The organism is Pedobacter sp. 01T416_2, from assembly GCF_056398925.1.
Genome location: NZ_JBFTQI010000022.1, coordinates 1 through 18306, shown reverse-complemented (window position 1 = coordinate 18306; position 18306 = coordinate 1). Strand labels below are relative to the sequence as shown.

At 44.2% G+C, this 18306-nt stretch carries 22 protein-coding genes; all 22 read right to left on the bottom strand.

Translation table 11 applies throughout. From position 1 onward, the window contains the following. Positions 1–486 (bottom strand): hypothetical protein (locus tag AC1DPQ_RS02135; RefSeq protein WP_477607726.1); only part of this gene is annotated, 486 nt, incomplete at its 3' end. A gap of 213 nt (positions 487–699) precedes the next feature. Next, the gene (locus AC1DPQ_RS02130; RefSeq protein WP_477584901.1) at positions 700–1839 is read right to left on the bottom strand and encodes a type II secretion system F family protein; all 1140 of its coding nucleotides are present in this window, start codon (positions 1837–1839) and stop codon (positions 700–702) included. A 6-nt stretch (positions 1840–1845) separates the two neighbouring features. Continuing rightward, positions 1846–2289, bottom strand: coding sequence for a hypothetical protein (locus tag AC1DPQ_RS02125; RefSeq protein ID WP_477607724.1), 444 nt, complete (start codon positions 2287–2289; stop codon positions 1846–1848). A 13-nt stretch (positions 2290–2302) separates the two neighbouring features. Continuing rightward, the gene (locus AC1DPQ_RS02120) at positions 2303–2668 is read right to left on the bottom strand and encodes a type II secretion system protein (protein ID WP_477607722.1); all 366 of its coding nucleotides are present in this window, start codon (positions 2666–2668) and stop codon (positions 2303–2305) included. Beyond that, positions 2656–3894: a hypothetical protein gene (locus AC1DPQ_RS02115; RefSeq protein WP_477584955.1), complete on the bottom strand. Its 1239-nt coding sequence runs from the start codon at positions 3892–3894 to the stop codon at positions 2656–2658. The genes AC1DPQ_RS02120 and AC1DPQ_RS02115 overlap by 13 nt, the downstream gene beginning before the upstream one ends. A 93-nt stretch (positions 3895–3987) precedes the next feature. Then, on the bottom strand, positions 3988–4626 hold the full coding sequence (locus tag AC1DPQ_RS02110) for a toxin-antitoxin system YwqK family antitoxin (RefSeq protein WP_477607720.1): 639 nt from the start codon (positions 4624–4626) through the stop codon (positions 3988–3990). Next, positions 4623–5117, bottom strand: coding sequence for a hypothetical protein (locus AC1DPQ_RS02105; protein WP_477607718.1), 495 nt, complete (start codon positions 5115–5117; stop codon positions 4623–4625). The genes AC1DPQ_RS02110 and AC1DPQ_RS02105 overlap by 4 nt, the downstream gene beginning before the upstream one ends. 6 nt (positions 5118–5123) lie before the next feature. Then, on the bottom strand, positions 5124–6062 hold the full coding sequence (locus AC1DPQ_RS02100; RefSeq protein WP_477607716.1) for a hypothetical protein: 939 nt from the start codon (positions 6060–6062) through the stop codon (positions 5124–5126). Between the two features lie 5 nt (positions 6063–6067). Then, positions 6068–6910 carry a LytR/AlgR family response regulator transcription factor gene (locus tag AC1DPQ_RS02095; RefSeq protein WP_477607714.1) on the bottom strand — a complete coding sequence of 281 codons (843 nt, stop codon included), beginning with the start codon at positions 6908–6910 and terminating at the stop codon, positions 6068–6070. A gap of 544 nt (positions 6911–7454) precedes the next feature. Continuing rightward, positions 7455–8000: a hypothetical protein gene (locus AC1DPQ_RS02090; protein WP_477607712.1), complete on the bottom strand. Its 546-nt coding sequence runs from the start codon at positions 7998–8000 to the stop codon at positions 7455–7457. Between the two features lies 1 nt (position 8001). Further along, positions 8002–9189 (bottom strand): hypothetical protein, encoded by a 1188-nt coding sequence (locus AC1DPQ_RS02085; protein ID WP_477607710.1) that lies wholly within the window; start codon positions 9187–9189, stop codon positions 8002–8004. A gap of 2 nt (positions 9190–9191) precedes the next feature. Then, complete coding sequence (locus tag AC1DPQ_RS02080) at positions 9192–11147, bottom strand: type II secretion system protein GspD (protein WP_477582171.1); 1956 nt, start codon at positions 11145–11147, stop codon at positions 9192–9194. 21 nt (positions 11148–11168) lie between these two features. Then, positions 11169–12593 (bottom strand): GspE/PulE family protein, encoded by a 1425-nt coding sequence (locus AC1DPQ_RS02075; protein ID WP_477582169.1) that lies wholly within the window; start codon positions 12591–12593, stop codon positions 11169–11171. Beyond that, positions 12583–13158 carry a hypothetical protein gene (locus AC1DPQ_RS02070; protein WP_477582167.1) on the bottom strand — a complete coding sequence of 192 codons (576 nt, stop codon included), beginning with the start codon at positions 13156–13158 and terminating at the stop codon, positions 12583–12585. The genes AC1DPQ_RS02075 and AC1DPQ_RS02070 overlap by 11 nt, the downstream gene beginning before the upstream one ends. Beyond that, positions 13110–13526 (bottom strand): type IV pilin protein, encoded by a 417-nt coding sequence (locus AC1DPQ_RS02065; protein WP_138821434.1) that lies wholly within the window; start codon positions 13524–13526, stop codon positions 13110–13112. The genes AC1DPQ_RS02070 and AC1DPQ_RS02065 overlap by 49 nt, the downstream gene beginning before the upstream one ends. A gap of 168 nt (positions 13527–13694) precedes the next feature. Beyond that, positions 13695–13826, bottom strand: a complete 132-nt coding sequence (locus AC1DPQ_RS02060) for a hypothetical protein (RefSeq protein WP_477582165.1) — start codon at positions 13824–13826, stop codon at positions 13695–13697. Positions 13827–14309: 483 nt separating this feature from the next. Continuing rightward, positions 14310–14852, bottom strand: a complete 543-nt coding sequence (locus AC1DPQ_RS02055; protein ID WP_477607708.1) for a hypothetical protein — start codon at positions 14850–14852, stop codon at positions 14310–14312. 541 nt (positions 14853–15393) lie between these two features. Next, positions 15394–15642, bottom strand: coding sequence for a hypothetical protein (locus AC1DPQ_RS02050; protein WP_477582177.1), 249 nt, complete (start codon positions 15640–15642; stop codon positions 15394–15396). A 117-nt stretch (positions 15643–15759) separates the two neighbouring features. Further along, positions 15760–16176 (bottom strand): DUF4844 domain-containing protein, encoded by a 417-nt coding sequence (locus tag AC1DPQ_RS02045; RefSeq protein WP_477585299.1) that lies wholly within the window; start codon positions 16174–16176, stop codon positions 15760–15762. A 216-nt stretch (positions 16177–16392) separates the two neighbouring features. After that, positions 16393–16599, bottom strand: coding sequence for a hypothetical protein (locus AC1DPQ_RS02040; protein ID WP_477585298.1), 207 nt, complete (start codon positions 16597–16599; stop codon positions 16393–16395). A 386-nt stretch (positions 16600–16985) separates the two neighbouring features. After that, positions 16986–17432 (bottom strand): hypothetical protein, encoded by a 447-nt coding sequence (locus AC1DPQ_RS02035; protein WP_477585297.1) that lies wholly within the window; start codon positions 17430–17432, stop codon positions 16986–16988. Positions 17433–17772: 340 nt separating this feature from the next. After that, complete coding sequence (locus AC1DPQ_RS02030; RefSeq protein ID WP_477585296.1) at positions 17773–18165, bottom strand: hypothetical protein; 393 nt, start codon at positions 18163–18165, stop codon at positions 17773–17775. Positions 18166–18306 lie beyond the last annotated feature (141 nt).

Below are 18306 nucleotides of genomic sequence, written 5' to 3'. Positions count from 1 at the left end.
GTAAAAAGATCCCGAATATCCTGCAAAATTATAGTAAAAGATATCGGGCTCGATACTTGGGTAAGGTGTCGCCGCCAAATTGGAGATTGTAATATAATCAGCAACCGTAGTTGACGAGGCAATTGGCAATCCATTATTAACATTGGTACCAACGCCATCAGAACTACCGCGGATTGATCTTGAGATCACGCCACCAGAGTTAATTACCCAGCCCACACCTAAACAGGTAGACGGATCTTCGACTTTGACGCCGGATGTATAGTAAGAAATTGACAATGGCACTGATATATCTCCCGATTTTAGTGTATACAGTGGAATGTCGATTTCGGGTTTACCGCTATAATAACTAACAGGAACATCAGCATATTTTGAAAGTGCAGCTGCCTCGGGGCCCGGCGGCATTACTGAGGCAGTTCCAAATTGTGCATGTACGCGAAAAACAAAAGAGCTGAAAATCAGCAACAGTGTTGAGAGGTTTTTTAGCATATTTCCTATTTTTAGAATAATGGATTGGTATAATTTTGCCAAAAGTTAGTTGACGATAGTTACTACTACATCATACTATCCATTGGTATTTATAAAATCTTCATTTTAAAGATAGGCTACTGTTAAAAAATTATTAAATCTTTTTGACGAACGATCGGAATCAAGTGACGAACTGAGCTTCTGGAGTGATGACTTTTTTTGGCGACTAATATTTTAAAAAGTACTGCTCATCTGGAACATGGGCAGGTACATTGCGATCAGGATTACCCCAACCACCAGGCCTAGAAAGATAATGATCAAAGGCTCCAGCAGTCCGCTGATCGCATTGGTCTTATATTCCACTTCCTCGGTATACTGCTGGGACAGCTGCTCAAAGAAGTGCTCCAGCTTGTTCACCTCTTCCGCTATACGGATCATCTGGATAAACTTTACCGGATAAAAATCATATTTGGACAATGCTGTTGACAGACTGCTGCCCAACAGGATATCCCCCTGGGCCAGCCTGAGCGACTGTTCCACCGGATAAAAAGTAATCATCTGCCGCACCAGTTCCAGTGCCTGAAGCAATGGGGTATTGGTCTCGGTCAGCAGCCTCATCGTATTGGCAAACTGTGCCAGGTAGATCTTCTTGGTAATCTCACCCACCACCGGGATCCGCAGCAGCGTCAGCGCACTATACTTCTTGAACCAAGGCATTTTCCGGTTCACCAGGACCAGTACCACCATCAGTACAATGATGCCGAGCATCAGGTAGATATAACGGTCGAACCAGTCTGAAAAACTAACAATCAACGAGGTCAGATAAGGCAGTTTTCCACCAAAACGTTTAAAAACATCGGCAAACATCGGTACCACAAACTTGATCATAAAAAATACCGCGGCAAACGAAGTCACCAGGACCAGCAGCGGATAGGTGATTGCCCCTATGATCTTCCTGCGCTGGCTGATCTTGGCCCTGTAGTATTTCGCCAGTTCACCCAGCACCTCAGCCAGCCTTCCGGTTTCCTCCCCGATCCTGATACTGTAAAACTCATAGGCACTGAATTTCTTTTCTCCCTGCATCGTTTCGGAAAGGGATTTTCCGCTGATCACCTGCTGCAGCACCGAAGCAAAAAGCGCCATATCCTTTTTATTGGTATAGGATCCCGCAGTAAGCTCCAAAGCCGATCGGAGATCAATTCCCGAACGGATCAGCGTGCCCAGCTCATTGTAAAAACCTTCTTTTTTTCGGTCACTGAGCTGGCCATCACCAAAGGAAATATCCTTGCCCAGCAGCTCCAATAGCCCATTACCCCCAGGCTTTGCCTTTGGTCTGTTCTTTTTTCCGTACGCCGATATATCTATTGATGCCATAGCTGATTATCTGAATAAATCCTGGGCACTGTAAAACTTTTTAAATACCATGGGCACTTTTCCTCCTTTTTCCAGGCCGAGCACAAAGCCCACCTGGTCAACCGTATCTCCTTCAACAGCCTCCCGGCCTTCAAAACGAAAACCTACTTCTGTCGGCGCAAACACAAAACTGTCTGTTCTCAAGCCTTCCACCTCCCGGCTGATTACCCCGCCACCGAAACGGTAGCGGACCAGGATACTGTCCTGACGCACTTCAAAACCATCAGCAGTCCTTAGCAAAACCCTGCCCTGATCAATGTCCCTGCCCATCGCCCGCTGCAGGCCAAGCACGAGCTGTACACTATTGTTCTTTTTTTCAAAGGCACTAAAATAATTCCCGATCAGCCCATAGGCCATATAACAGATGCTGATACAGAGCCCTGCCAGCAGCATGGACACTGCGATTTCCATCAGTGTATAGGCCTCAATCTTCCCCTTTTCCATTATCACCGCTTAATAAACATTTTAGACTGCCCAAGGACCTTCCCCGCTCGCTCGCCCTGATCTCCAGCCGCGACATGCCCTGGATATCACTTTCACTGCAGATCAGTTCATAATCCACACTGTCAATCTTCAGCATCCGATCCTCCTTTAAACCTTCTTCCCTGAACTGTTTGATGAGCACCTCCATCTGTGCCTGCACCTGTATTTTTTTTAGGGAAATCCCACCGCTCAGCACATTGCTGAACACACCAATAGCCACCGAGAATACCGCCATGATCACCACCATGGCAATAAGCACTTCGACGAGTGTCGAAGCTTCTATTTTCTTCGCCTTTAGTTTAACCATTTCAATATCCCTTTCTGTTGTACCTTTGCCTCAAATAATGGCGAAGAAAGATAATGCCTGTCCCTTGCCCTGCGGTTCAGCGTGACATCCACCAAAAAATTCTCATATAGTGTTGTCGGCGTCTGCATGATAAAGCGGTTACAGGAAGTCTTGCCTTCCACGCTCACCCCTTTACCCAGCTTCACCAGGCCCGTTGAATAAACCTCTCCCTTTACCTCCGTCCGCTCTGAAAGACTGATCATGGTCTGCAGCGCCGATCTTTTTGGCTCATAGCTAAACACCATTCCAGCGATACTTACATCTTTCCCCACCAAAATCCTGGCCTGGTCGACCATTTTTTCCTTAGCTACCAGTCCCAGCACCGAAGGATAATGCAGCACTACTTTGTCACCAACGACAATGGAATCCCTTGCAAATAGCTGGCAGTTGCCCTCAAATCCTTCCTCCACGGTAATGCTATGCGCATAAACGATAACATTGTTCAGCTTTGCAGTCCTGGAAATAAATACCGAAGTATCCGAATGCAGCACAAGCTGTCCCGAGAGCTCCCCGGTAACCTGTCCGGCCTGGGGAACCGAAAAGACCTTTCTAGGTCCAAAAAAGGAAACCTCCATATTTTGCCCAGTTAACACCTCCATTGTTGAAAGATCTCTGTTCAGTTCCTTTTCCAGCGCCTTTATCATATCGCCCGATAAGGGAGAAAGTGTACGACCACTTTCCAGTATTTTCCCGTAAACGAGCCTGTCCCCTGAATAGGGCCTGTTCTCCACATAAGATTTGCGCATCCCCGATTTCGGAACTTCTGCATCTCCAGTAACCCGTGTATCGCCACTGACCGACAACGGCCGGTCCTCATCGCTCAGGTAAAGTGCAAGGGTATCCATCCGCGTATCCATGCCGATCAAAAAACTTTTCTTTATCGTATCGGTAGAGACGAATGCCCTGATGACCGGACATTCAAAAATCCCCCACAAGCCGCTGTTGATGCTCACGCTGTCCGTGCCTTCTCCCAAAAGATCCATCCTTATGCTGTCCATCCCCAAAGACCCCCGATGCTTTAACACATAAGCAACCGAGGAATCCATGTTCCTCTCCAGCCTGGCCCGTCTCAGCTCCCTGAGGTAACTTTCCCTGTAATAGGCCGCGATCATGATCAGCGAAGCGCAGATGACCGCGATCAGAAAAGCGGAGATCACCGCAAAATACAGTGCGCCGGCCTTTAACATGGGCCTGGGAATTTATGGCGCTTAGCAACAACACCTAGGTTCCACCAATCGCCATCCAATGTCAAACCGCTGAAACAATCTTCAAAGGAATCATTAGTTTTTTGGTCTCTCCTTGCCCTTTGTTCCATCTGTACGTTTTTTATCCTTCCTGAATATTTTTTTCACCCAAGCCTTTATCTTTGAAGGTTTTTCCGGGCTGATCTTTCCGTTTTTATACCTGGTCACCAGCACGCTGTCAGCCGAAACGCGCCTTTCCAGTTTCCCGTTGATCAGTCCTTTACGGTATTTCCCTTTTACCAATAGCCCACCTGATGCATCATAACGTTCGAAACGTCCGCTGAGCTTTCCGTTGGAATAGTTCGCCACCGAATCCGGCAGTCCCTTTTCATTCCAGCTTTTCCACTCTCCGCTTTTCAGGCCCATGTCAAAATACCCTTGTGTTTTTAATGCCTTGTTCTCATAGAATTCCGAGTAAGGTCCATCCAGGAGCTTACCACTATAGCCCCCTTGGGTCCAGTTGATCCGGTTCCCGCTGAACCAGGCATATTTCACGTCCATCCCGATAGCCTGAGGGCTTTTATCTGGCGACTGCAGACGAAAAACCGCCTTATAGCCCTCGAAACTGATGGTATGGGTATAGCTATCCGCATCAAAATAATTCCGCATGCGCTGCGCCCTGGCCACGAAGGTGCACATCGGAAGCAGCAATAAAGTTATATATAAAAATCTCATCTAATAATCGATAAATACCGGCTTGCGCCCTGGTACTCCACTTTGATGGAGTCACCTATACGTTTGACAAATTTCAGTCCTTCCCCACGCTCCCCCTCACTAAGCATCACTTCACGGCCCTTGACATTGATAATCGCCACGTGCCTGCGCTGCACACTGTTGTAGAGCTGGCCGCTGTAAACAATCCCCGACCAGTCCGTTTTAGGCTTTAAAGGTACCACCTGGGGCTGGGAAATTAATGAACTCTTTTCAGGAAGCGTTTCCGGCGGTGTTTCCGCATAAGTTTCCGAAAAGGGATCGTTATAGGAAAGATCAAGCCGTACCGTATCGCCTGCATGGTCGACCAGGTTAAAATACCCCCCCTTAAGGGTTTTGGCTACCGGCAGCTCAGGTGCTTCGGATGCCAGGCCGGAAAACACACGGTAAAAGATCACGCCCCATACCACCGCTACGCAGCAGATCAAAAGGTAGGTCATTTTCTTATCTTTCATCAGCCTTTATTGAATGGTAAAAGTCCGCAGTTCGCTGTATGCCCCAACATTGCCCGCCTTATCAAACGCCCTCAGCCTCCAGGCCACCACCTCGCCAGGATCCCCCGCATCAAAACTGAACTCGGTTGCGGTCAGGATTTTTGGATAACTGGAATTGTAGGGCGTGTCCCCATCGCTTTTGTATACCCATAGCTCATACTTGTCCGCATCCGAAACCTTGTTCCAGACCAGTCTGACCGGCCTTGAAACCAACTGCCTGTTCAGGGGCGTACTCAGCACCGGACGCTCGGGCCCGGTGGCATCATAAGTGAGCGTTCTTATCGTGCTCCATTTTGAGTTCTGCGTGGCATTTTCTGCCCTTACCCTAAACTGGTAATTGCCCTCCGCGCTCAGGGTCTGCAGAAAAACCAGGTTTTCGGTCGTGATGTTCAGGTCCATGTTCTTTTCGTCAAGAAAGTTGTTCCGGTCCACCTGTAAGCGGTAAGTTGTGGCCCCAAAAAGTTTCAGCCATTCATACCGCACCTGCGGCTTCGATACCGAAAGGCCGTTTGAAGGCAGGCTCAGCTGCAGCACCTGATCACTCAACGAAGAAGGATAGATCACCAGCGACCTTTGCGTATAAGCGCTTGCACTGCTACCGTTCTCTCCCCTCACCCGCCACTCATAGCTTCCTGGATCAAGGGTATAGACAAATTTATCCTTGTTGATCAGCGTATCCAGCAAAACCTTGCTCACACTGTCAAAACGCGGCGAAACCACCTGAAGCCGATAATAAAGCGCATCGGCCATCGGGTTCCACCAAAAAGTCTGCTGATAGCTGTTGGTCTCCAGCCGATTGGCAGGGGCAAGCAGATCAATCTCCCGTGATCCGATCGATGGTTCAATAAATTCACTACAGGCGGCCAATAGCGGCAGCAGCAATATCAAAAATTTTTTATTCTTCATTCTCTTCAGCCCCGTATAAAAATCTCAACCGATGCCTGCATTTCCACAATCAGCATCCCAAACCCCAATAGCCACATCGCCAGTTTGGAATAGGAAAGTACCTGCACCGCTGTCTTCTGTTTTCTAATCATCTTATGTGCTTTTTTTTCAAAAAAAGCCTTCCGGTAAGTATTGCCTATCGGAAGTCTTTCCGTTTCGTTCCCGTTCATGATCAGGATATTCCCCTCGATCGAGGTGATCTTTTCCTCATTGATAATGAAAGACTTATGTATCCTGCTAAAAGAGGCCCCACATAAACTGTCCTCCATTTCCTTCATTGAATTGTGGCAGGAAAAACGCTGTCCCCCTTCCATATGCAGAATCACATAGTTCTGCAGTGCTTCGATATAGATCAGCTGATCGCATCTGATCAGTACCTCCTTAAAGCCCTTGGAATCTGCCTTTATAAAAAACGAATCGATAGCCTGCGGCCTGTTTTTGACATAGACGGAACTTGCCAAATGGGAAAGATGGTCGAACGTGTTGATGCTTTTCACAAAGCGGTTAAAAGCTATAGGCTTGATCAGGTAATCGAAGGCAAAATGCTCAAAGGCCGCAAAAGCCTGTTCGGTCCCCGAAGACACCAGTACGACCGAAGAAAACTGCCTGATGCGTTCCAGCCAGGCGTCCTGTTCACCATTAAGTGCCGAATCAATAAAAACAATATCGGGCCGGAGCGAATACACCGCATCAAAACTTTCGGGCCGCTGCACCGAATAGCCCTTCAGGACCGTAAGCGGATAATCAAGGATATAGGTACAGAGCGACTCTACGGTGGAAAGTTCACCGATCACGTAACAGCTTATCATGAGCGTAATTTTAATTTGTTTCTAAGGTCAAAACGGAGGATCCATTGCCGGTAGCTGATTTCAGCCACCTAAATTCCGTACCTGACAACAAATAAAAAGGGATTGTTCCCGGTGCCACAAAAGGCTGCCGGAACCGAGAGCGTTTGAAATAGATAAATGCATGATCAGTAGAAATTTATGCAGACAATATCCCAATAAAAAAATATATTCCAAAAAAATAACTACAAAAAAAAGAAATCGGCGAATCCATCACAGCAAACGCCAAAACACACATTCAACCCAAACAACACCGCATTAAAACCGAACATAAAATCAAAAAACTGTAATAAAAATAAGACTTCAAAAACAGCTAAAATTCTCAAGATCGACATTTGCTGATATGAAGTGTCAAAAACACAATTACAAACCCGCTGACTTTCTATTGATATACCAATTATAATATGCCATGATTGTTTTACTTCAACTCCGCGAGGCAGTGGTTTTTCACGGAATATCAGATCGTACCAGTTAAGACATTACAAATAAAATGTCAGGCATATTTTGGTTATCTTCCTACCCCAGCCATTTTGAGTCTGAGCACCAGTTTTTCTTTCCCCTCATCCTGCGAAGAAACCTTTTCCTTGCCAAGATTCGCAGCCGCGATCCTGCCGATCCCCTTTGCTTTCGAAAGGGTATCCAGCAACCTCACCAGGTTCTTATACCCGCCCGAAAAAGTAAAACGATCAAAAATCACCGTACTGTCCACAGCCGCAGTATCCGAAAATGCCGTAACTGTTTCCGGAGAAAAACCGATAGCGGTCCCCGTCGTGATCGCCATCCCCGAAACCGACTGCCAGAGCCTGCTTTCGCGGTCTTCCGAACGTACCTGATAGCCCTTCAGCACAGCCAGATAGAAACCGTGTTCCCGCTCCAGCTGCGCCACCGCTAATGGCGGTTCTGTACCACCCGCGCCAACCGCTTTCAGCTGGGTATTAAGCACCGCTGCCGAAATGGCCTTTTTAAAGGAAAGCACATAGGCCAGGTAAAGCACCAGCAGCATCAACAGCCCTAAAGCCAGTTTTTTCGTCTTTAAACTTAATTTCTCCAACATATCAATATCCGATCAAAAGATTAAAGAAATAACGATCAGCGCCCATCTCCTGCTGGTAGCGCAACAGCCTGACACTGCGCACCCATTTTTTTTCCTTTAGCATAAATATCCAGTTGTTCACTGCGCTCAGGTCGGCAGTTTCTCCCGATATCTTTATCGTATTTTCCGCCGGTTCCACAGAACCCGTTTTCTTTTCCTCCCCGAACTGCACCTGCGTCAGGTTCAGCAGCCTGGGCCTGGAGCTTCCGACCTCGTTCAGCAGAAAAGCATAACTGTATCCACCGTTCCATCCCATTTTCTTCAACAAGGCCTTCTGCTGGGCAATCTCTTTTTTCAGTACATCGCCCTGATCGGCTGTAGCCGTCAAATGACCCGCCTTTTCGTTCAAAACTGCATTCTCCGCATTATAATGACTCAGCATAAAAAAGCTGATGAGCAGCAGGCCCAGAAGCACAAAAACAAATACTGAAGCCATTTTTTTAAGGCCGGAATCTTCCAAAAAGGTGCTAAAAACAAGATCAACCCTCTCGTTGTCGGCTTTGACCATTTCAACCCGGTCATGCAGAAAAAGCTGGAAGGCCAGCGCATAAGGCAATATGCACCTGGAAGCTACTTTATTTTTCCCCAGCGCCACCTTACTTTCTCCTGCCTGCACCGCTGTATGACCGTAACCCGAAAAGCTTCCATCCTCGGCCACCGAAAAAACATGTCCATCAGCCGAAAATCCCCCATCCGTTTCCCCAAGCAGGTCCCATATCCCCACAACGGGCAGCCCGCCCAGGCTCAGGGCATACACCTTAAGTCCTGCCGCCTTCAGTTTACCCAATAGGTCATCAGCCAGGGATTTCCGGACAATACTGATCCAGGCCTGCTTTTCCTGCAGTAATTCCTGCAGATAAAATTCTTTCTGCTCCACCGATGGAAAAGCTGCTTTAAAAAAACCGGACTGTCCGTTCCCCTTAGCCTCAAGCTGTTTGTGGATGATCCCCTTTCCGCTCAGTGCCAATGCAACCGGATATTTCCTTGGAAGGGATTCCAGCACCTTTACCAAAGATCCTYCAACCTGTTTATGTTCCAGGATCTCCAGGGCATTTCCCTTCCTGTACACCACAGCATAGCYGCAGCGGTACTGCCCCTCCTGGAGCAGCACGATCTCAATCCCGAGCAAATGGTCAAAAGGCGCAAACATGATCAGTACAGGATTGTAGGTTTGATAAAAACCAGGGTCACCACTTTGTTATTGGATTTTTCCCTRCTGCTAAATAGCCATTTCAGTACCGGGATACGCGAAAGTATAGGGATACCGGATCCGCTTTCATTACTTTCTGTCCTTTCCAGGCCGCCCAGCACGATCATATCTTCATTTCTCGCTCTGATCATCGAGGTAAACTTACTCGTGGATTTGGGCGGCGGCGCGTTCAGCGGCGGATTACCGATAAAGTCCGAGATGTTCACTTTAATATTTAAAGTCACCTGGTCATCGCCCGACACCACCGGCCTGATATCGATTTCCAGGTTGGCATTCACCTCCGTAAACTGCTCGGTTACCACCGTCTGCGCATTGAGCGAAGGGATCACGTTCTGTGTCCTTTGGCTATAATAACGCGAACTCCCAATACTCAGGCTTGCTGAATGCCCATTAAGCGTAGAGAGTTTCGGCACCGAGCGGATATCCACATTACTGTTGTTCTCCAGTGCGCTCAGCTTGACATAAAAATTCGGGGTCACCCTGCCCAGGTTCACCGAGCCGTTGCGCCCCAGCCGTGAGAGAAAATCATTGATCGAATTGGCCCCAAAAGTATAATCGATCCCCGGCAGGATCGTGCCACCGGTCCTCACACTGTCCGATACCCCTGCAGAAATCCCGGTCTTGACGGTTTTGCCTTTGCGTACATCCACCAGGGTTACCTCAATCAGCACCATCGGCACCACGCGGTCAATCTGTTTAATGTAGTTTTCGATCTCATTCACCTGTGGTGATGATCCTGAAAGCAGGAGTGTATTCTGCTCCCTGAACTCCTTGATCTCCACCCCTTTTTTCCATTCTGCCGGGATCATCATCTGGATGGTATCCAGAGACCGGTGCTGCAACTGCACGATCCGGTTAGCCCTAAGGCCTTCCAGTTTCCTGTCCCCGATCAGGTAGACCCCGCCATCTTTTTTATAGGTATATTCAGTTCCCTGCAAAAGCGCAGTCAGAAAAGAATCGTAACCGATCCCGCTGAGCCTGGTAGTCACCGTACCCTTGATATCCGAATAGATAAAATAATTTGCGCCCGCCTCGGCAGAAGCCGACTTGATCAGGTCCAGGATCGGGGTATTCAGTGCATCAACGCTTACTGTCCGGTTGCCCTGTGCATCTTTCCTGGCACTGAGGTTAAAATTCCCCTGTGGCTGTCCGCCGCCCTGTCCAGACGGTTTATTGGATTTTTTCACTGCAGTGGCCTTGTCCCCGTTCACGTAAAGTTCTTCACCCTCACGCAAAGACTGAAAGATAAACACCCCGTCATTGGTCCTGTCCATCTTGAGGGAATTGGCATAGGCCAGTTTTTCCAGTGCTACCTCAAAGGGTGCCGCCGCGATAAAACCACTTACCCTTATGTCCATCAGGTTGACCGGCACCACCACATTTTTCTGGGAAAGCTGGCTGATCTTCTTGGCCACCTGACCCAAGGTATCGTTATTGAGCTCAAAACCCAAATATTCGTTCGATGAATTATAATTCACCCGGATATCCCGCGGCGCTACAACGGTTTTCGCTACCGCAGCTTTGGTCACCGACATGATCGAACCGATCAGGTTGATGTCCAGGTCATATTCCTTCACCATAAAAAGCAGCACGTTCAGTGCCGTTTCGTTCCTGAAATTGGTATAGACCTTAAAGCTCAGCTGGGGATCGATATTGATGTTCAGGTTGTTCGACTGGGCAAGCGCCCTTAAAAACTCCTGCGCAGAGGCACCCGAAATCGAGATCTGGACCGGCTGGTTAAGCCCCGGCACCGTCACCGCAAGATTCTTTAGCCTTTCTTCCACTGCTTTCAGCCGCTGCGACTGTTCGGTTCCCTGTGAATACCCCTTAAAGAAGCTCAGCACGAGCAGTAACATCACTAGACAACCTGTCTTAAAAAATATATTTGTGTTTTTCATTATTCTGAGCGTAAAAATTATCTAGATGGCTAACAATAAGGGGTAAATTTCTTCCAGACTGGTGAGACCATCCGCAAAGAGCGAAAAGGCATTTCCCGAAAGGGTATTGATTCCTTTTTCGGCCAGCACCCCATCAATGGACATGTTCCCGTTCCTGATCTGCTGGGARAGGTCTGCATCGATCGGCACGACCTCATAGACCGCCTTTCTGCCACTATAACCGGTATAATAACATTTCTCGCAGCCTGCAGCAACAAAATGCCTTTCGACTGTTGAAGGCGCCCTGAACTGCCTCGGATAAAGCCCCGTATCCAGCGCTTCCTCTTTTTTGCAAATAGGGCAAAGCAGCCTCACCAGGCGCTGCGCCACGGTAGTATTGAGTGTATTGGCGACCAGAAAACCCGGGATGCCCATATCCATCAGCCTAGCCACCGTACCCCATGCCGAATTGGTATGGATCGTTGACAGAACCAGGTGACCAGTCAAAGCCGCACGGATGGCCATATTGGCCGTCTCCGGGTCGCGGATCTCCCCGACCATGATCACATCCGGATCCTGCCTTAAAAAAGTCCGCAGGGTAGCTGCAAAACCCAGCCCGATATTCTCCCTGAGCTGTACTTGGTTGACCCCTTCCAGGGTATATTCTATGGGGTCCTCGATCGTGAGGATATTGCGCGTACTTTTATTTAATAGTTTAAGTGTTGCATACAGGGTCGTCGTCTTTCCAGACCCTGTCGGACCACTGATCAGGATGATCCCGTTCGGGCGCTGTACCCCTTCCAGGTAATGCCGCATATCCTGATCGGACAATCCCAAAGTATTCAGGTCGATGTCCGTACTGCTGTTGTTGAGTAGCCTCAGCACCACCTTTTCCCCATAAAGGGTAGGCAGCACCGAAACCCGGATATCAAAGGCACTCTGCCTTGCCGAACTGTACTGGATCCGTCCATCCTGTGGCAGGCGTTTTTCGGCAATATCCAGGTTGGCCATGATCTTGATCTTGTTGATCAGTGAAGGATAATCCTTTTTTTCGATCTGGTAACGCTCAATCATCATCCCATCGATCCGCACGCGTACCCGGGAGCGTTTTTCAAAAGTCTCGATATGGATATCACTGCTCTTGAGCCTTCTCGCCTCCTCGATCAACACACCCAGGAAATCATCCCCCGCCGAGATCACCGAAACCTCCTTTTTTTCAGCACCCACCGAGACATCACCAAGATAATGCTTGGACAATAGTCTACTCAGTTCTGCATTTTCCAGCGCCAACAGACTCACCCCGCAGCCCAGAACAACTTCGAGTTCGTCCCTAAGGGATCCTTCATCACCATTCCCGTCCCAGTAAAGTTCGATTCCACCCTGTGGACCATTCTCCTTTGGAAACACCCTATACTGCATAGCGGTTTCCTTGGATACCAGCGCCAATATCTCCGCTCTAATTTCCATAGGGCAAAAGATTAAAAAATACCTCGTCCGAATGGATATTAACGCTTTTTATAAAAAAACTGACTGTCATGATCAGGATCAAGAGCAGCGCCTGATAACCCGCAAGCGGAATCTTTTCCTTTTTTGCACGGCTACGGCCGCCAAAGATCAGCGTCAGTACAATCACCACCATCAGGCTCAGCAGGTAAAAAGCAATATAATTCAAACAAGAAAAATAAAATGCTATGCACAAGAGAAAAAGAAGATCCCCAAGCCCAAAATAACCTTTAAAAATATTAGTGAGCTTCCGCCTCTTAAATGAAACATAACCGGTCAGCAAGAACATCTGTACCACAAGAAAAATGATATTACTTCCAGCCGTAGCTGCCAGGCGGGCAAAAGAGTATCGTAGCCAAACATCCAGTACAAAAAGCATTAACAATAGCGGAAAAAGCCACCAGTAAATGCCCCTGAACCTAAAATCCTGATACACCATCCCAGCCAGTACCATCATAATCCCTCCCTGCAAAAACAACATCAGTCCGCCACAATTTCCTTTAAGTTCTTGTCCTGGTCGATCTGCCATACATTGAAAGTCCCGTCACCGTCAAAATCCGCCACCGCAGTGGCCTTTGCCGTAAAGGTATTGTTCGATGCCGCAGTCACTTCAACCTTATAGTTGGCCTTCCCGTCCTTCGCATCCGAGGTCAGTTTCTCCTGGATAAAACCGATCTCCACCAGATCGGCCGAATATTTCGAGTGTTCATAGAAATAACTCTGTTCGAGCTTGGCCACATGTTCCAGCTGCAGCTTCGCTTCAGTCGTTTTAGCCTTGGTGATCAGCGGCATCAGGTTGGGCAGTGCCAGCAGGATCAGGATCCCGATGATCGCAAGCACGATCAGGATTTCAGTCAGCGTATAAGCATCAAGTTTTTTGGTAGTCTGTATTCTCATTAGATAAAGCGTTTTGAGCGACAATATCCCGAAAGATATTATCGCCTCTAAAATGCAAATTAAATCTGATAATTAGTACAAATTCTGTCACATAATGAATGTAACGCTGAACCTGAAGCAACAATTGATTTTAGCGGCTTCCAAGCTTACTAAATCAGCTCCTGGCTTTTAAAGAATTTTTCTAAAACCATCAAAATCAAAGTCCTTTATTCTTGATCTAAACTTTTCAAAAACCACTAAGGATGCTAAAATCTCCACGGTCAAGATTTTTCTTATTTCCTCTTTATCTGCTTTTTTCAAAATATCATATTCAAGTTTGAGCGTGTATTTAAAAGAATCTTCACCGTAAAAGGTATACCTTCATAATCGATTCTTTCTGCCTTTGGTATACATCGCTTCTCATTTTTGAAAAATTTATCAAAACCGGGAGAAACACATACTACGCCGACTATAAGGCTTTTGATGCCCCCTCCATGATCCTGATTCTGAAAATAGACTCCCATCCTATTTTCCCATTTTTTTTGCTCCCCTACCGTTTAATGTGCTCGCTGAATTGCTCACCTTTTTCTTACGAAGAAATGAATAACTTAGTGCTTCCAGAAAACGAAAAATCCTGCAAGCGTTTAACTCACAGGATTTTAGCTAAACTATGAAATTATTTTCGCGGAATAGACGGGACTTGTACAGAATCCATATATCTTTGATAATTAGAATTTTAACACTCCAAAAAATAGCATGTTCATATCCTCAGGTTATTTTTAATAAAGAGTCATAACAATCAAATTATTTCTTTACAATTTTCAAAACCCTTTTGTATTTTAGCATCTCAAATTGACTTGTTTTGCACGCTCTTGGAAAAACGGATGCAACTGTTGCCCCAACTTCTTCAATCCTGAATACAAGTTCACAACCCTGATCGTAGTAGACATATTCGGCCACATCTATATTGTTATTGTTTTCATCAGAAATCGACTCCTCTCCAATATTGAGTAATTTTGCATTTCCTGAGAGTTCGAATTTCGACGTATCATTTTTATACGATATTTTAAAATTAAGACTTTTCTTTGCCACATTGATATAAAGTAGCTCCCGCTCTGAATCCTTTTCAAAAAGCAATACCTTATCATAGCCCAAATGATCAATTTTCTCTACCTTAGGGGCAACTAGGGTATCCTTAGAAATTATATTATTATCCTGAGTTTTCACAGCACTGTCTTTTACGGATAAAGAATTGCTACCAGCAACATCATTTCTGGCATTTTTTGACGGGTTTCCACAGCCTGTAAAAATCAAGGTTATAAGTGTGATATATAAGTTTTGTTTCATCTAAGTTATTAAATACAATGCTCATTTCATTTAAACCTGTATACCACCTGTTCTAACCATAATAGTGTGTAGGATATTCTTTTGCTATAACATCGCCATCATTTCTCCAATGAATGATAGTCTGGCCAATAACAATTGTCAATCTGTAATTGATACTTTCCAGCCCAGACCATCCAGTTTCTTTTCTGTAAATTCTTGCAGCTAGTAAAGTTTTTTACTGATTACCCCATTGAGATCGTTGTACTTTTTTTAGAGAATTGATACTAAAGACAAAAGGATATAACTTTTTGCCTTTATTCCCTCTGATACCTTGCCCAATCGGGCCTTGTTCCACTCAAAGCCATTCAATTACCTAATTTTTCTGGGTTCAATTTCATGTCTAATATCTCAACCCTAATATTTTATTTCTTTTTTACCTTGAGCCAATAAAAGGTATAGCCTCCATAGATTGCAACTATTTGACTGTAATCAACTTCCTAAAACTAAAAAACATCAATCAATATTTTCAAATTAAATCTTATCTTTTCGAAATACACCTTAGTTACATTGCTTTAAGCCCCACATTGCCAAGAATTTTCCATACCCCTTGGTTTACGGCTGGTAGAATCCCTGCAATCAACAATGGACATAAAATTAATTGCATATCCAAGATATCTGATAGAGACTTATCAAGACTTTTGTACCTATGGTTATAAACTTTGATGAGTGTTGGATATAGAGCATTAGTGTCGATTTCCAATAAATCAATTAATTTAGCATAGGCAAATCCCAATTCATTAGGTAATGGAATTTGCTATATATATCCAGACTTTACTTTTTACCATTTTTATCGTGAACTAAAGTCTGGTATTCAAAATAAATTCAATTCCTTTATTGGATAACACTTTAAAAAGATTCTTGATGTGACTTATACGATTGTCTCAAAGTCTAGTGGATCAAATCCATATAACCAAGTATTCAATATTCCACCGGAGGATTCTAATTCAACTGCATCCATCATTTTCTCAAAATACAAGCAGATTGCTTCTTTACCTTCGGTATCCAATCCAGTTTCATTTCCTTCAATCTTTTCTATTGTAGAGGACATTACTTCACGGAACACACCGTCACTACCATTCTGCTTAACAATGTTCTGGAATTCAGTTACACTATTTTTTAATATTGAAATAACATAGCCATCAGTCAAAGCAAGATTTTCAAGATCCGAGAATATTCCCTCTTCCTTAAGCAATTCAAGTTCTTCAATTTTTTTTGATTGTCCGATCATAAAATCTTTTTTTCTTAATAAATTCTGAAGCCAAAACAGGATTAGCTTCAGAGTCACATTTTTTCGGAATAAATATAAACCAATTTCAATGATCCCTTATCATAATTTTAGACTAAATACCCAGCTTTCAATAAGAACTGCATAAAATAGTTTTGATAAGCCCCCCTAAAATCCAATATTTACGTAAATACCATTAATAAGGAAGTATCCCAGCGTCTCTGCATCCTTACAGGGAACACATTATTGGTAATCGATTGGCAGTTTCCAAGCTTACTAAATCAGATTCTGACTTTTAAAGTATTCGTGTAAATCCATTTCAAAACGATCTAAATCAAAGTCCTTTATTTTTGATTTAAACTTTTCAAAAATCACTAAGGATGCTAAAATCTCCATGGCCAAGATTTTTCTTATTTCCTCGTCATTTGCATTTCTGAAGGCTTCATACTCAAGTTTGACAGTATATTCAAAAGAATCTTCCACTATATAGGGTATACCTTCAACAATCGATTCTTTTCTGCCTTTGGTATACTTCGCTTTCTCATTTTTGAAAAATTTTTCAAAACCGGGAGAGACACAAACTATACCGATGGTGAGGCTTTTGATCCCGCCTCCATAATCCCGATTTTGAAAATACAGCTTAAGCTCATCTGAAACTGAATGGATGATCTTCTATTTACTATTGATTTCCTGCGTAATTGTTACTGCTAATCCTATATTCATATTATTTTACCTAAAAATACGGTTTCCAGGGTATCAAAAATCATTTGTTCAATGCAAAAATAAAGAAAGCTTACCTTAATTAAATTACAAAGCCCGACTGTTAGCCGGGCTAGTATCTACTAACGATTTCATTATACTATTGACAATTACTTGCCTTTATCATAAATCAGGATAAGGTTATTTAATTCCTCAATTTCTTCTGATTTACTATCATCTGCGTAAATTTCGTCAATGCGATTTAACACTAATTCGTATTCGTTTTCTGAGCTGATTTTTCCTTTCTTTAAAATTTTTTTTAGTGCTTTTATGCGAGCCTCATCAACTGCTTCAAAATCAACATTTAACCGTTCTTTAAAAAGCTTTTTCAATTCGAAGGCAACTGACAGTGGCATGTGCCTCATTACCTGATCATCAATATCTTTACTTGCAGCTTTGAGTGGCTTAATTTTTCTTTCCTGATAAGCAATTTCTATCAATTTATTCGTTTCTTGATAAGCTTCAATTAGTTCCCGAGGAATATATCCTTTATCAATCATGAACTGATTAAACAAAAGGCATTTATCTCTTAATATTTTAAAATTGTCGGTTTCCATTTTATACTATATTATTTTATTTAACGAAAGGTCCAAACATCATTTCAAAACGGCCACTTTGCTCCGTAATCGAGCGTCAGTTTGAAGCGAAATGCGGCGTCACTTTGAAAACGGAACGACCGGCCATTTTCCCTGAAATACCCCATATGATCAAACTTCCAGTAATTTTCTTCTTTCTAGGCCATTTTTCAAAATTTCCGAAATAAGGTTTCCATTTGATTGAGAATGTAAAAAATATGAGGTTGAAGCAAACGCTGCGCTGAAGACTACGGACAGTAAGGTCTTTTTTACCTCTGCTTTTGCCATCATTCAAACTTAACCCAGTGAGGGAAGCTAAATGCTAAAACTGAGATGGAAACATTTGCTTTGCTCGCTTATTCCCTAATTCGTCAAGTCTTATCTTCGTGTTTAGATATTGTTGCTTATCAAACAATTGACTAATTCGGTGGAATTCTTGTCTTAAAAACTCAATATGAGTTTGGATGGTAGTGACCTGATTTAGCTCTACTTCATTAAATAATAATGCCTTTATTAAAGCCAAATCATACCAATTCTCTTCCTCTTTATTACTGCGTATATCAACAGTTTCAAAAGATTTTGTACTACTAAATCTTACCGCAAATACATCATTCGCAAATACATCGAAATAATCGTTAAAATACTCCGAAGTATCTTGGTGAACTAACTTAAAGCCATTTAACTTTAAAAAGTTATATATTTCTTCTTTAGTCATTTTAATACCACTTAAATTATTTTATTTCTTTACAATTTTCAAAACCCTTTTGTATTTGAGCATCTCAAATTGATTTGTTTTGCACGCTCTTGGAAAAACGGATGCAGCTGTTGCCCCATCTTCTTCAATCCTGAATACAAG

Bases quoted from the DNA above. Each gene is read 5' to 3' on its own strand.
- AC1DPQ_RS02105 (WP_477607718.1), bottom strand. From the start codon at position 5,117: ATGAAAGATAAGAAAATGACCTACCTTTTGATCTGCTGCGTAGCGGTG.
- AC1DPQ_RS02090 (WP_477607712.1), bottom strand. From the start codon at position 8,000: ATGTTGGAGAAATTAAGTTTAAAGACGAAAAAACTGGCTTTAGGGCTG.
- AC1DPQ_RS02120 (WP_477607722.1), bottom strand. From the start codon at position 2,668: ATGGTTAAACTAAAGGCGAAGAAAATAGAAGCTTCGACACTCGTCGAA.
- AC1DPQ_RS02035 (WP_477585297.1), bottom strand. From the start codon at position 17,432: ATGGAAACCGACAATTTTAAAATATTAAGAGATAAATGCCTTTTGTTT.
- AC1DPQ_RS02065 (WP_138821434.1), bottom strand. From the start codon at position 13,526: ATGAGAATACAGACTACCAAAAAACTTGATGCTTATACGCTGACTGAA.
- AC1DPQ_RS02125 (WP_477607724.1), bottom strand. From the start codon at position 2,289: ATGGAAATCGCAGTGTCCATGCTGCTGGCAGGGCTCTGTATCAGCATC.
- AC1DPQ_RS02100 (WP_477607716.1), bottom strand. From the start codon at position 6,062: ATGAAGAATAAAAAATTTTTGATATTGCTGCTGCCGCTATTGGCCGCC.
- AC1DPQ_RS02115 (WP_477584955.1), bottom strand. From the start codon at position 3,894: ATGTTAAAGGCCGGCGCACTGTATTTTGCGGTGATCTCCGCTTTTCTG.
- AC1DPQ_RS02070 (WP_477582167.1), bottom strand. From the start codon at position 13,158: ATGGCAGATCGACCAGGACAAGAACTTAAAGGAAATTGTGGCGGACTG.
- AC1DPQ_RS02030 (WP_477585296.1), bottom strand. From the start codon at position 18,165: ATGACTAAAGAAGAAATATATAACTTTTTAAAGTTAAATGGCTTTAAG.
- AC1DPQ_RS02055 (WP_477607708.1), bottom strand. From the start codon at position 14,852: ATGAAACAAAACTTATATATCACACTTATAACCTTGATTTTTACAGGC.
- AC1DPQ_RS02130 (WP_477584901.1), bottom strand. From the start codon at position 1,839: ATGGCATCAATAGATATATCGGCGTACGGAAAAAAGAACAGACCAAAG.
- AC1DPQ_RS02110 (WP_477607720.1), bottom strand. From the start codon at position 4,626: ATGAGATTTTTATATATAACTTTATTGCTGCTTCCGATGTGCACCTTC.
- AC1DPQ_RS02095 (WP_477607714.1), bottom strand. From the start codon at position 6,910: ATGATAAGCTGTTACGTGATCGGTGAACTTTCCACCGTAGAGTCGCTC.